This window comes from Nocardioides sp. AE5, from assembly GCF_031844485.1.
In the GTDB taxonomy this organism is placed as follows: Bacteria; Actinomycetota; Actinomycetes; order Propionibacteriales; family Nocardioidaceae; genus Nocardioides.
Window position 1 is genome coordinate 12,909 of sequence record NZ_JAUZVI010000005.1, and the last position, 13,519, is coordinate 26,427.

Below are 13,519 nucleotides of genomic sequence, written 5' to 3' on the forward strand. Positions count from 1 at the left end.
CGATCATGAGCACCTCCATCCTCGAGAACGTCAAGGCGGCACTGGCCACCGTCAACGACCCCGAGATCAAGCGCCCGATCACCGAACTCGGGATGGTCGACTCGGTCGATGTCACCGACGAGGGCCAGGTCAGCGTGAAGGTGTTGCTGACCGTCGCCGGATGTCCCCTCAAGGACACGATCAACCGCGACGTGACCGCAGCCGTCTCCCGGGTCAATGGCGTCACCGGCGTCGACCTGGAGCTGGGCGTGATGACGCCCGAGCAGCGCGCGGAGCTCAAGAACGTCCTCTCCGACGGCAAGGCCCAGCGGGAGATCCCGTTCGCCCAGCCCGGCTCGCTGACCAAGGTGTATGCGATCGCCAGCGGCAAGGGCGGCGTGGGCAAGTCGTCGGTGACGGTGAACTTGGCCCTGGCCTTCGCCCGCCAAGGCCTGAAGGTCGGCATCGTCGACGCCGACATCTACGGCCACTCGGTGCCCGCCATGCTCGGGGTGGGGGACTCGCGCCCGACCCAGGTCGAAGACCTGATCATGCCGGTCCCCACCGAATCCGGGGTCTCGGTGATCTCCATCGGAATGCTCAAGCCCCGCCGCGACCAGGTCGTCGCCTGGCGCGGACCGATGCTGGACCGGGCCCTGGTCCAGATGCTTGCCGACGTCTACTGGGGCGACCTCGACGTGCTCCTGCTCGACCTGCCCCCGGGCACCGGCGACGTCGCGATCTCCCTGGGCCAGCACCTGCCCAATGCCGAGGTGGTCGTGGTGACCACCCCGCAGGAGGCCGCTGCCGAGGTCGCCGAGCGCGCCGGCACGATGGCCTCGATGATGCACCAGCGCGTCGTCGGCGTCGTGGAGAACATGAGCTACCTGCCCTGCCCGCACTGCGCCGAGGAGGGCAAGGAGCACCGCCTGGAGGTCTTCGGCGCCGGCGGTGGGGACCGCGTCGCGGCGACCTTGTCGGAGCGGTTCGGGTACGACGTACGGGTGCTGGGGCGGATCCCGCTCGAGGTCGCGCTGCGGGAGGGAGGCGACGCCGGTACGCCGATCGTCGTCGGCGACCCGGATTCGCCTGCCGCACGCGAACTGGCCAAGGTGGCCGAGGACCTGACCGGGCGTGGCCGCGGCCTTGCCGGCATGCAACTCGGGCTCACTCCCTCTGCCAGGTTCTGATCCTTGTTCGGGGTCGGGCTGCCCGAACTGGCAGTGATCGCCGTCGTGGCGGTGCTCGTCTTCGGCCCTGACAAGCTGCCCGAGCTCGCCCGGCAGGCGGGCCGGATGGTCCGCCAGGTCAAGTCGTTCGCCGACTCGGCCCGCGATGACCTGCGCCAGGAACTGGGCCCGGAGTACGCCGACCTGGAGTTGCGCGACCTGGACCCGCGCTCGATCGTGCGCAAGCACGTGATCGAGGCGATGGACGAGGCCCCCGGAGCGACCTCGCCTGCCTCGTCGCGGCCCCTGGCGGCAGGTGAACTGCCTCCCTACGACCCCGAGGCGACCTGAGCCCGGCGCCTTTCAGGCTGTTCAGGCCTGGGAGGCCACGGCGGCGATCGTCGTGAAGGCGAGCACCAGTCCCCCACCACCGACGAGCACCGCTTCGACGAAGTCGGCCCCGACTCGTTCCAGGGCCACGTCGTGGCTGGTGCCGTCGACGAGCCAGATCCGGCAGGCACCCCCGTCCTCGGCGATCTGGCGCAAGGCCGATGGAAGGCCGAGCCGGGCGGTCACCGGCCAGGCATCACGTGGCACCGCGCGGCGGGAGAGCCCGCGCACCGACGTCAGCGCGTCGATCCTGACCACCCACTCACGCTCCGCTGCCTCCATCAGGACCCAACCGTCGGCAACCCGGGCGAGCCTGCCCCCGAGTCGACCGACGCCGAGGACCAGGCAGTTCACCTCGGCATCCACGCTGGCCATCAACCGTTCGGCCAGATGGACAGCGGCATACTCCCCGCGCGCCCGGTCCGCGACCTCCAGGTCCCGTTCCAGCGCGAAGGCGCTCTCTGCCTGCGCCTCGATGTCATCGAGGAACGAGAAGAGTCGCTGCTCCCACGTCATGGGGCCAGCCGCCATTGCCGGTGCATGGCTCCAACCTAGGCCGTGCCGCCACGCCCGGAAGCCATTTCCTGTGGACAAACACTTGACTGGGGGATCCAATGGGCATTGACTGAAGCAAACACACGCAAACGAAAGCATTGCCATGAACTCTCGGGAATCCACACCATCCGCCCTGCGCTGCCTGCTCGTCCTGCTCGGCGCCACCGCAGTGGCCGCGGTCGCTCTCGCTGCACTGTCCGGCCCGGCCCGGGGATTCGCCCGGGCCCTGCACGGCACCCCGTCGACTGACTTCGAAGGGCTCCTGAGCGGCCTGGCTGCCGCCGTCCTCGCCGGTTGCGTGGTGTGGTTCTGGATCGCCACCGCGGCCACCTGCCTCGAAGCGGCGACCCAGTGGCGCATCAACCTCGGCCCACGACGGTGGCGCCGACTGGTGTTGATGGCATGCGGCATCACCCTCGCACTGGGTGCCCAGCCGGCGATGGCATCGACCACGGTGCCGGTGCCGGTGCCCGTGCCGGGCGGGGCAGAACTGCTCGACGGCCTGCCCCTGCCCCAACGCCCCGACGCCGGCCAGGCTGCCGCCACGGTGACCCAGCCGGCGGGGACCGCCTCGGCCACGGCGAACACCGTCCAGGTCTCGCCCGGCGACTCGTTGTGGTCCCTGGCCCGGGACCAGTTGCCCGACGACGCCACCGATGCCGCGATCGATCGTCAGTGGCGCGCCATCTGGGCAGCGAATCGGGACCAGGTCGGCCCTGACCCGGACCTGATCCACCCGGGGACGCCGTTGCACCTCCCCGCCCCCACCCCCGACTCCAGCCAGAGGAGCGAGCGATGACCAGCATGACCGCGACCCGAGTCGACAATGTCACCCACCTGGTCCGCCCTCGCCGGGCACTGGCCCCGACCAGTTTCCAGGGCACCCTGGCCCTGGATCTCGGACCCGAGCAGCAACTGGAGCCACCCACGCCCCTGGCGACCGGGGCCGCCGCGCTACGCGGTGCTGACCTGGTCGCGGTGGAGCCCCGGACCCGCCACGACCTCCAGCGCTGGGTGCACACCTTCAGCCAGGCAGCGGTCGAGGCCGCGCGTGGCCTGCGGCCCGTCTCGCAGTTGCTGCGCTGGACGACCCCGGGCGTGCACCACGAGCTGACCTATCGCTCCGGCGTGATGGCACGGGCGACCGTCCACGGCCCCGGACAAGCGGGACGACCCCAGGTCCGTCCCCAGGTGCAGAGCGTGCACCTCTCCTTCCTGGGCGAGGAGACGGTGGAGTTCAGTGCCCGGGTCCGGCACGGCGAACGGAGTCGCTGCCTGGCCGGCCGCCTCGAAGTGCTGGGTGGCCGCTGGCAGGCGACCGCCCTCGAGTTCGGCTGAAGGGCTGCCTCAGCCGTTGACCCGGGTGGTCAGCCCGGTCGGTCCGCCCGGTGCCCCGTGGCACTTCTTGAACTTCTTGCCCGAGCCACAGGGGCAGTCGGCGTTGCGGCCCACCCCGGCGTACGGGTCGTCGGCGTTGCTCGCAGGCTTCGCCCCGCTGACCTCTGCCTCACCGTCCTCGGCCGGGCCGGTGTAGGAGAGGTTGGTGGGCGCCTGCGGCGCCTCGAGGCCCTTCGCCCGGATCCGTGGCGCCGAGCCCTCGGGAGCGGCCTCCGGAGCCTGCGCCAATGCGCCACCGATCCCGGTCTCCACCGGCGCCTCCGCCGCGGCAGGAGCCTCCTGCTCGACCTCGACCTCGAGGTTGAAGATGAAGCCGACGGCCTCTTCCTTGAGGCTGTCCATCATGGCGCCGAACATGTCGAAGCCCTCCCGCTGGTATTCCACCAGGGGGTCGCGCTGGGAGTAGGCACGCAGCCCGATCCCGTCACGCAGGTAGTCCATCTCGTAGAGGTGGTCGCGCCACTTGCGGTCCAGCACCGAGAGCAGCACGCGGCGCTCGAGGTCACGCATGACCTCCTCGCCCAGGGACTCCTCGCGCTCGGCGTACGCCTTCAGCGCATCCGCCGTGATCTTCTCGGACAGGTCGCTGCGGCTCAGGGCAGCACGACCGCCCGCCTCCTCCTCGACCTGCTCCTCGGTGAGGGTGATCGGGTAGAGCTGCTTCAGCGCGGTCCAGAGCGCCTCCAGGTCCCATTCCTCGGAGAAGCCCTCGGTGGCACCGGTGACGTAGCCGTCGACGACGTCCTCGATGAAGCCGAGCATCTGCTCCTTGAGGTCTGCGCCCTCGAGGACCTGGCGCCGCTCGCCATAGATCACGTGGCGCTGGCGATCCATCACGTCGTCGTACTTCAGGACGTTCTTGCGTGACTCGAAGTTCTGCGACTCCACCTGTGCCTGGGCGTTGGCGATCGCGCCGGTGACCCGCTTGTTCTCGATCGGGACGTCGTCGGGCACCTTCAGGGCGGTGAGCACGCGGTCGACCCAGTCCGACTTGAACAGGCGCATCAGTTCGTCCTGCAGGGAGAGGTAGAACCGCGACTCCCCCGGGTCACCCTGTCGCCCGGAACGACCACGGAGCTGGTTGTCGATGCGGCGTGACTCGTGGCGCTCGGTGCCGACGACGTAGAGGCCACCGGCCTCCTTGACCTCCTCGTGCTCGGCCTTCACCTGGTCCTTGATCCGGGCCACTGCCTCGTCCCAGGCGGCCTCGTACTCCTCGGCGGTCTCACCGACCGGCTCGAGGCCCTTCTTGCGCAGTTCCTGGTCGGCCAGGAAGTCCACGGCACCACCCAGCATGATGTCCGTGCCTCGACCGGCCATGTTGGTCGCGACCGTGACCGCGCCCTTGTGGCCCGCCCGGGCGACGATGCTCGCCTCGTCGGCGTGGAACTTGGCGTTCAGCACGCTGTGCGGGATGTTCCGCTTCTTCAGCAGGCCGGAGAGGAGCTCGGACTTCTCCACCGACACCGTGCCGATCAGCACCGGCTGTCCGTTGCGGTGGCGCTCGGCGACGTCGTCGGCGACGGCGAGGTACTTGGCCTCCTCGGTCCGGTAGACCAGGTCGGGCTGGTCGATGCGGGCCATCGGCTTGTTGGTCGGGATCGGGACGACGCCGAGCTTGTAGATCTTGTCGAACTCGCTCGCCTCGGTCATCGCCGTACCGGTCATCCCGGAGAGCTTCTTGTAGAGCCGGAAGTAGTTCTGCAGGGTCACCGTGGCCAGGGTCTGGTATTCCTCGCGGACGGTCACCCCTTCCTTCGCCTCGATCGCCTGGTGCAGGCCGTCGTTGTAGCGGCGGCCGGCCAGCATCCGGCCGGTGTGCTCGTCGACGATGAGCACCTCGCCGTCCATCACGACGTACTCCTTGTCACGGCGGAAGAGTTCCTTGGCCTTGATGGAGTTGTTCATGAAGGAGATCAGCGGCGTGTTCACCGAGTCGTAGAGGTTCTCGATGCCGAGGTGGTCCTCGACCTTGGTGATGCCACCCTCGAGGACCGAGATCGTCCGCTTCTTCTCGTCGACCTCGTAGTCGGTGTCCTTGACCATGCTCCGCGCGATCCGGGCGAACTCCGCGTACCACCGGACCTCGTCCTGGGTCGGGCCGGAGATGATCAACGGGGTCCGCGCCTCGTCGATGAGGATCGAGTCCACCTCGTCGACGATGGCGAAGCCGTGGCCACGCTGCACGCAGTCCTCGAGCCGGGAGGCCATGTTGTCGCGCAGGTAGTCGAAGCCGAGCTCGTTGTTGGTGGCGTAGGTGATGTCGCAGTTGTAGGCCTCGCGGCGCTCGGCCGGCCGCATCGAGGGCACGATCACCCCGGTCGTCAGCCCCAGGAAGTTGTAGACACGGCCCATCATCTCGGACTGGTAGCGGGCCAGGTAGTCGTTGACCGTGACCACGTGGACACCCTGGTCGGCCAGCGCGTTGAGGTAGGCCGGCAGCGTGGCGACCAGCGTCTTGCCCTCACCGGTCTTCATCTCGGCGATGTTGCCCATGTGCAGGGCCGCACCGCCCATGATCTGTACGTCGTAGTGGCGCTGCCCCAGGACGCGGTTGGCGGCCTCGCGCACCGTGGCGAACGCCTCCGGCATGATGTCGTCGAGCGTCTCCCCGTCGGCCAGGCGCTGGCGGAACTCGTCGGTCATCGCGCGCAGTTCCTCATCACTCATCTTGACGAAGTCATCCTCGATCGCGTTGCACGCCTTGGCGACGGCTTCGAGCTGGCGCAGGATCTTGCCCTCGCCGATGCGGAGGATCTTGTCGAGAATGGCAGGCACGAGGAGGTACTCCTGGGTAGATGTTCGGCGCAGCGGGGCCGACCAGCCCCACGCCGCAGGCCATGCTACCCACGCAGCAAAGATTTTCAGCCGTCGAGGGCCAGCTCCGCCGCCAGGCCCGGCGCGAGGTCTCCGCGCGGCACGACCACGACCTCGTCTAGCCCGAGCCACCGGGCCATCCGGTGCAGTTCCCGGGCGAGCTCTGCCGCAGTGGTCGCCGGAGCGCCCGGTTCGGCGTACGCCGCCTGCACCAGCAACCTGGCGGTGGCCCGGTCCGCCTTGAGGTCGACCCGTGCCACCAGTTCGTCCCCGAGCAGGAAGGGCAGCACGTAATAGCCGTGCACCCGCTGGGCTGCTGGCACGTAGATCTCGATGCGGTAGTGGAAGCCGAAGAGCTGCTCGGTGCGCTCCCGCTCCCACACCAGTGGGTCGAACGGGCTCAACAGGGTCCGCGCCGCAACGCGCCGCGGACGACGGGCATCGCGGTGCAGGTAGGCAGGCCGCTGCCACCCCTCCACCCGGACCGGGACCAGCTCTCCTGCCTCGACGAGGGCCTCGATCGCCGGCCCCGCGGCCAGGCCGCCGTCGGTGGCCCCGGGTCGCAGCCTCATCCGGTAGTAGTCGGCCAGGCAGCGCGCGGTGGCGATGCCGTGGGAGCGGGCGGCACGCCGGACCAGTTCGACGGAGGCTTCCTCGGGCGTCGGCACCGGCGCCTCGAGGACGGCGCGGGGAAGCACCCGTTCCGGCAGGTCGTAGACCACTTCGAAGGTTGGGGTCCGCCCAGCGATCGCCACCTGGCCGGAGGCGTAGAGGAAGTCGAGCATCTTGCGTGCCTCGGACCAGTTCCATCCCCAGTGTTCCCGGGTCCGGGCTGCCCCGCCGATCTCGTCCTCGAGGTCGCGGGCGGTGACCGGGCCCCGCTCACGCACCACCGACAACACGTCGGCGTCAAGGCCCGGGCGCTCCTCGACGGCACCCCACTTGCCCCGCCGCTCGCGGTACGCCTCCATCCGGTGTGCCAGCAACGGCCACAGTTCGACCGGCATCAACGCCTGGACGTGGGCCCAGTACTCCACCAGCATCCGGGGTCGCCGGGCGTCCGGTTGGCAGGCCCGTCGCAACAGGTCCGTGTCATAGGGGCCCATCCGGGCATAGAGCGGCATCAGGTGGGCGCGCGCCAGCACGTTCACCGAGTCGACCTGCAGTACGCCGGTCCGCTCGACAGTGCGCCGCAGCGTGCGCAGGGTCGGCACAGCATGGGTGGGGTCGCAGAAGCCCTGCGCCGCCAGGGCGATGCGACGTGCCTGGACGCGGGAGAGGTCCACCTCAGTCGAGGTCGAGCAGCTTCTCGCGCACGGCGTACATCACGGCCTCCATCCGCGAGTGTGCCTGCAGCTTCTCCAGCATGTTGCGCACGTGGTTCTTCACCGTGTTCTCACTGATGTAGAGCTGGCGTGCGATGTCGCGGTTGTTCAGGCCCTTCGCGACGAGCCGGAGCACCTCCAGCTCGCGCTCGGTGAGCCGCAGGCCCGGCACCGGGTCACGCTCGGGCCTGGACATCTGCTTGAACTCGTCGATCAACTTGACCGCCATCGACGGACTGATCAGCGACTGGCCGTCGGCGACGACCCGGACGGCCTGGGCCACCTCCTCGATGGAGGAGTCCTTGAGCAGGTAGCCCGAGGCACCGTTCTTCACCGCCTCGTAGAGGTCGGCTTCCTCGTCGGAGACGGTGAGCATGATGATCTTGGCCGAGGGCACCGTCTGCTTGATCTCGACACAGGCCTCGATGCCAGTCCGCTTGGGCATCCGGACGTCGAGAAGCACCACGTCCGGCGCCACGCTGGCGGCCAGTTCGGTGCCCTCGATCCCGTCACCGGCCTCACCGACGACCTCGATGCCCGGTTCGACACCGAGCAGCATCGTCAAGCCTCGCCGGAAGAGCTCCTGGTCATCGACCACGAGCACCCGGATGGGTTCCGCCTCACCTTCGTGGACCTCGCTCACAGGATGCATCATGGCACGACCGGGCCATCCGACTGCGCGTCAAGGGCCCGATCGGGCCATGTGCAACCCACCAAACGGGTCATTCAGCGGCGACCTCGAGGGAGATCACCCCGTAGTCGTAGCCCTTGCGGCGGTAGACCACCGAGGGCCGTTCGCTCTCCTTGTCGACGAACAGGTAGAAGTCGTGGCCGACGAGTTCCATCTCGTAGAGCGCCTGGTCGAGGGTCATCGGCGTGGCGGCGTGCGACTTCTCGCGGACCACCAGTGGTCCGTCGCCGGTCACGGTGATCGGGCCGACCTTCCGCTCGGTCACCTCGTCGTCGTCGGCCTCCTCGATGAGGTCCTCGGCCGTGTCGGCCAGGGCCTGGCCCACGGAGATCGGCGTACGGCGTCCACGGTGCACCCGCCGCCGGTCGGCCGCGCGGCGCATCTGCTCGGCCATCTTGTCGACGGCCAGGTCCAGGGCGCCCATCTTGTCGTCGGCTGCTGCCTCGGCACGGATCACCGGGCCCCGCGAGTGCGCGGTGAGCTCCACACGGACGGAGCGATCGTGCTGCCTGGGGTTCTTCTCCTTGGCGACCTCGACCATGACCCGCATGATCCGGTGGTCGTGCTTCTCGAGCTTGGAGAGCTTCTCCTCCACATGAGTGCGGAACCGGTCCGACACCTCGCAGTTGCGAGCGTTCACGACAACATCCATGTTGACCTCCGTGTCTCTACTGATTCATCAGGGCATGGCACCACCACCGCCGGGGCGGTCGTGGTGACATGGGGTGGAGTCCGTCCGGCCGACCTGGTCTTCGACCCCACAATCGCCTGCCGGGGCTCTCGCAGCTTCTTGCCACTACCCACCCTCTCCCACGCTCCGGCCGCATCTGACGGCTGGTGTGGGGCAGGACTTACTCCTAAGACGCACCGTGATCGTCCCGGACCCGTCGAGACGGGCTGCGGCGAGGCGATGCCTCGTCGCAAGGACTTACGTGGGCCGTTTTGCCTGCGTCTGGCCTCGGCTTGCCGCCACGGCGCACGAGACGCCCCGACGACGCAACCACGGACCCGAACGGACTCCATGAAGAGACGCTAGTCCGCTTTCGGTCCCAAGACCAGCGGATCAGGCAGGTGTTTCGTCCGGTTCCGCTTCCGGGTGGCGGCGACGGTGGCGATGCCGAGCACCGGGACACCGCTCGCGGACAGGGCACGTTGCGCCTCGTGTGCCGTGGAACCAGTGGTCAGTACGTCGTCCACCACCACCGCCCAGACCCGTTGGTGCGCCAGCCTGCGCAATGTCCGCGACCTGCACCACATCGACCCGGTCAGGTTCGCCCGGCGTTGCCTCGCGTCGAGGCCGGCCTGGTCGGCGACCGGCGCCACCCGGAGCAGCCGCGCCACGCGTACGTCGTACCCGGCGCGGACCAGGTGCCGGGACGCCACCCGCGCCAGCACCCGGGTCGCGTCATGGCCGCGGGAGCGCACGGCAGTCGGCTGGGACGGGACCGGGACCAGCAACACCGGGGTGCCGGCGGCCACCGATCGGGCGTTGAGGAGGCCGAGCACGGCGTCGGCCAACAAGGCGCCGAGCGGACGACGCAGCCCGAACTGGTGATGCTCCTTGTGGCCCAGCAGCAGGTCACGCAGGACTCCCTGATAGCTGCCCGCGGCCCACGGCATCGCCAACCCGGGCGGGCACGGGGTGGGCCAGGCAACCCGCGCCCGGCCCTGCAGTCGCGCCTCGCAGGGCCGGCACAGCAGCGTCCCGGGCAGGTCGCAGCCGGCACACGTGGACCCGGTGACCAGGTCGACAAGGGGCTCGAACACACCACCATCCGACCCCGGCCGGCGCTCCGGGACAAGAGGCCCCTGCCGCCCCTGTGGAGGACCGCTCAGCCCCCGAAGCCCAGGGAGGCCAGTCCTTCGTCCGGCAGGGGCATCCCGCGATCGCCGCCGAGTTCGTGGACGGTCCCGTTGGAGTCCACGGCCAGGACCGGCGCCTCGGGAGCGACCGAGGCGACGAGTTGCACCAGGTCGTGGCGGACGACTCCCTCGCCACGACCCGCACCCGACGTGGTCGGCGACCCGTCCACCGGCACCGAACTGACCTGGGAGAGCCCCTCGGCGACATCCTGCAGGACCAGCACCCGGGTCGGCGACTGCCAGGCAATGTCGGTGATCGAGGTGCCCTCCCCCAACCCCACCGGGAGCCGTTGCGCCCCGGTGGCACGGACCGTGGCCCCGGCGCCGGCAAGGCGGCTGATCCTGATCTCATCGCCGCCAGGCGTCCGCACGGCCGCGACCAGGCGGCTCCCGTCCAGGGAGACCAGGAACGCGGTCACCTGCTCGCCGGTGATGCCGTCGACGTCGACCCGGGCCGTGCCGCCCTCCGTGGACACCCTGAGCACGGCGCCGTCCGCGGTGCGGTCCACGCTCCAGACCCGATCCGCATGGTCCCAGGCCGGCGGCAGCAGATCGGTCGCTCCCGCCAGCAAAGTCCGGGCCCCGGCCCCGTCGCCGCGGCGTACCGAACCCTCCAGCAGCGTGGTGCCGCCACCCGCCACCCCAGCAGCCCGGTTGCCGGCCAGGTTGACCGCAACCGAGCGCAGGCCCAGCGAGGTGCGTCCGAAGGGCCCCCCGGTGGCGGTCTCCGTGGCTCCCACCACGGAGACCAGGCGGCCATCGCGCAATCCCAGCAGGTCCGGAGAGGCATCCGGCCCGGCCGGGTCGAACTCGGCGCCGGTGTCCACGTCGAAGATGCCAGCGGTGTCCTCGACCGTGACCGGAGTGTCGTTGACGACCAGTTGCACCTGGCGCACCGAGGGGTCCTGGCGCAGCGTCCAGGCGAACTGGACGGCCATCCGGCGTACCCGCTCCGCGTCCAGGGCGACGGCATCCCCGCGCAACGAGACCGTGGCCAGGCCGTCCTCCACCGGCACGGACAGGTCCAGGTTCATGCCTGCAGGGATGAAGGTCTGGGAGACCCCATCCAGCCCGGAACCCGGGCCGCGCAGCAGGCCACGGACCAGGGCGGTGGCCAACTGCCCTCCCCGCGGGACGAAGACCGGCTCCGGGACCAGGACCTGGACCGTCGGGTCGAAGAAGTAGAGCGCGAGTTGCTGGTAGCGGGCAGCGAAGAACTCCTCCGAGACGATGGTCGCGTCGGGCAGTCCGGAGATCCGCCACTCGCCGTCCTCGCGGGTGAGTTCGAAGGAGAGTTCGCTCTCCTCCTCGCCCAGTGCGCCGCTCCACCGGCCGGCGGCGTCGAGGGAGTTGGCGTCATTGAACTGGATCCGGACCCGGTCGGTGCCCACCGGAGCCTCGAAGTCGGCGTACGTGATCATCTGCCGGTCCGGGCGCCACTGCGCCTGCGCCTTCACCGTCAGGAACTGCCGGGCCACCACGCTCGAGGTCGGCGTGGCATGCATCGCGTCGAGGAAGTGGCGCACGATCTCGATCGGCTGCTCCCCCTCCTGCGGCGGCCGCGGGTCATAGGGGAAGAGGTTCCCCTCGTCTCGGGCCCCGACATGCTCACCGGTGCGGACCGGCCCCTCATCGGGCAGGGAGACACAACCGGCCAGGAGCAGGCACCCGGCCAGACTGGCGAGGACCCGGCGTACGGCGGTCGCGGTGGCACTCATGCGTCCACCCCGGTCTTGCCTGCCTGGGCGTCGGTCGGGACCAGCGGCAACGGGCTCTGCCGGAGCAGGCCACCGGCGCGCCGCGGCAGGGTCAACCGGAACTGCGCACCGCCGCCGGGCTCACCCCAGGCCTGGAGCCAGCCGCCGTGCAGGTGGGTGTCCTCCAGCGAGATCGACAGCCCCAGACCGGTGCCGCCACTGGTGCGCGCCCGGGCCGGGTCCGAGCGCCAGAAGCGGTTGAAGACCAGCGCGGCCTCCCCTGCGGCCAGCCCGACACCGTAGTCGCGCACGGCGATCGCGGCCGAGTGCTGGTCCCCGTCGACATAGACCACCACGCCCCTGGCGTCCCCGTGGTCGATCGCGTTGCTGACCAGGTTGCGCACGATCCGCTCCAGGCGGCGGGCGTCGGCCTCGGCCAGGACGGGTTCGGTCAGGGCACGGACCTCGACCGTGGTGTTGCGCTGGTCGGCCAGGACCCTGGTGATGTCGACCACCCGGTGCGCGACATCGACCAGGTTCACGTCGTCCAGGTCCAGGTTCGCCGCTCCCGCGTCGAAGCGGCTGATCTCGAGCAGGTCGCTGAGCAGCCCCTCGAACCGGTCGAGTTCGGTCTGCAACAACTCCGCCGCCCGTGCCGTGGCCGGGTCGAACTCGTCGCGGGCATCGTGGAGCACGTCGCCGGCCATTCGGACGGTGGTCAACGGCGTACGCAGTTCGTGGGAGACGTCCGAGGTGAACCGGCGCTGGACCCGGGAGAGTTCCTCCAGTTGCCGGATCTGGCGTTGCAGGCTGGAGGCCATCTGGTTGAACGACGTGGCCAGACGGGCGATGTCGTCGTCGCCGCGCACCCGCATCCGCTCCTCGAGGTGCCCCGAGGCCAGGCGCTCCGCCGTACGCCGGGCCATCCGCACCGGGGAGACCACCTGGCGCGTGACCAGCCACGTCATCGCGCCGACCAGCACCAGCAGGAACGCCGCCGCTGCCAGCAATGCCCGTGAGACCAGCGCCAGGGTGTCCTGCTCCTGCTGCATCGGATACAGGTAATAGATCGTGTAGTCGCGCCCGTCGGCGGGCAACTGGATCCGGGCCCCGACCACCACACCGGGGGTGGCGGCACGCCCGGAGCCGTCGCGATAGCGCACCTCGGTGAAGCTCCAGGCGGTCTCGTCGCTGGTGTCGAAGTGCGCCACCAGGGAATCCGGGACGCTGGCCAGGTCGAGGCCGGGCGAATAGCGGGGGCCGCTGCTGGCCAGTTCGGTCGGGCCGTCGTCGACCGGGCCGTTGAGCACCACGGCGAAGCCGCGCGATGCGCCGCGGACGATGATCGGTTCGACCAGTTGGCGCAACTGCAACGACGCCTCGTCGTCGCCGCCGGGCACGGCAGCGAGGCGGGTCCGGGCGTCCTCGGTCTCGTTGGCCGCCTCGGCCAGCACCCGTTCGACCCGGGAGTCGACCAGCCCGTCACGCGTCTGTTGCAGCAGGAACCAGCCGACCACTGCGACGACCAGGGCCGAGAGCAGCATGGTGCTGACCACCACGCGTGCCTGGATCGACCGGCGCCAGAAGGTCAGGGCCCGGCCGACCGCATCGGCGACACCACGCACGGCCATCGGC

Annotated in this window: 12 protein-coding genes; 4 read left to right on the plus strand and 8 right to left on the minus strand. The window is 69.9% G+C overall.

Going from position 1 to position 13,519, the window contains the following annotated elements; all coding sequences use genetic code 11:
* Positions 1-5: 5 nt before the first annotated feature.
* Positions 6-1,169, plus strand: coding sequence for a P-loop NTPase (locus Q9R27_RS09000; protein WP_311252035.1), 1,164 nt, complete (start codon positions 6-8; stop codon positions 1,167-1,169).
* Positions 1,170-1,172: 3 nt separating this feature from the next.
* Positions 1,173-1,499 (plus strand): sec-independent translocase, encoded by a 327-nt coding sequence (locus Q9R27_RS09005; protein WP_311252036.1) that lies wholly within the window; start codon positions 1,173-1,175, stop codon positions 1,497-1,499.
* Positions 1,500-1,520: 21 nt separating this feature from the next.
* Here Q9R27_RS09005 and Q9R27_RS09010 read toward each other — a convergent pair whose 3' ends face one another.
* Complete coding sequence (locus tag Q9R27_RS09010) at positions 1,521-2,054, minus strand: hypothetical protein (RefSeq protein WP_311252037.1); 534 nt, start codon at positions 2,052-2,054, stop codon at positions 1,521-1,523.
* Between the two features lie 142 nt (positions 2,055-2,196).
* Between Q9R27_RS09010 and Q9R27_RS09015 the strand changes: the two genes are divergently transcribed.
* Together Q9R27_RS09015 and Q9R27_RS09020 are read left to right on the plus strand one after the other, a co-directional pair.
* Positions 2,197-2,892, plus strand: a complete 696-nt coding sequence (locus Q9R27_RS09015) for a LysM peptidoglycan-binding domain-containing protein (RefSeq protein WP_311252038.1) — start codon at positions 2,197-2,199, stop codon at positions 2,890-2,892.
* Complete coding sequence (locus Q9R27_RS09020; RefSeq protein ID WP_311252039.1) at positions 2,889-3,431, plus strand: Rv3235 family protein; 543 nt, start codon at positions 2,889-2,891, stop codon at positions 3,429-3,431. The genes Q9R27_RS09015 and Q9R27_RS09020 overlap by 4 nt, the downstream gene beginning before the upstream one ends.
* A 9-nt stretch (positions 3,432-3,440) precedes the next feature.
* Here Q9R27_RS09020 and secA read toward each other — a convergent pair whose 3' ends face one another.
* The 7 genes from secA to mtrB all read right to left on the minus strand — a co-directional run bounded on the left by secA (position 3,441) and on the right by mtrB (position 13,515).
* Positions 3,441-6,269: a preprotein translocase subunit SecA gene (gene secA, locus Q9R27_RS09025; RefSeq protein WP_311252040.1), complete on the minus strand. Its 2,829-nt coding sequence runs from the start codon at positions 6,267-6,269 to the stop codon at positions 3,441-3,443.
* Between the two features lie 86 nt (positions 6,270-6,355).
* Positions 6,356-7,594 carry a DNA glycosylase AlkZ-like family protein gene (locus tag Q9R27_RS09030; protein ID WP_311252041.1) on the minus strand — a complete coding sequence of 413 codons (1,239 nt, stop codon included), beginning with the start codon at positions 7,592-7,594 and terminating at the stop codon, positions 6,356-6,358.
* Between the two features lies 1 nt (position 7,595).
* Positions 7,596-8,276, minus strand: a complete 681-nt coding sequence (locus tag Q9R27_RS09035) for a response regulator transcription factor (protein ID WP_311252042.1) — start codon at positions 8,274-8,276, stop codon at positions 7,596-7,598.
* A gap of 79 nt (positions 8,277-8,355) precedes the next feature.
* The gene (gene hpf, locus Q9R27_RS09040; RefSeq protein ID WP_311252043.1) at positions 8,356-8,976 is read right to left on the minus strand and encodes a ribosome hibernation-promoting factor, HPF/YfiA family; all 621 of its coding nucleotides are present in this window, start codon (positions 8,974-8,976) and stop codon (positions 8,356-8,358) included.
* Positions 8,977-9,356: 380 nt separating this feature from the next.
* Positions 9,357-10,091 (minus strand): ComF family protein, encoded by a 735-nt coding sequence (locus tag Q9R27_RS09045; protein WP_311252044.1) that lies wholly within the window; start codon positions 10,089-10,091, stop codon positions 9,357-9,359.
* Positions 10,092-10,156: 65 nt separating this feature from the next.
* Complete coding sequence (locus tag Q9R27_RS09050) at positions 10,157-11,905, minus strand: LpqB family beta-propeller domain-containing protein (protein ID WP_311252045.1); 1,749 nt, start codon at positions 11,903-11,905, stop codon at positions 10,157-10,159.
* Entirely contained in the window at positions 11,902-13,515 is a 1,614-nt protein-coding gene (gene mtrB, locus Q9R27_RS09055) for an MtrAB system histidine kinase MtrB (protein WP_311252046.1), read from the minus strand. The genes Q9R27_RS09050 and mtrB overlap by 4 nt, the downstream gene beginning before the upstream one ends.
* Between the last annotated feature and the right edge of the window lie 4 nt (positions 13,516-13,519).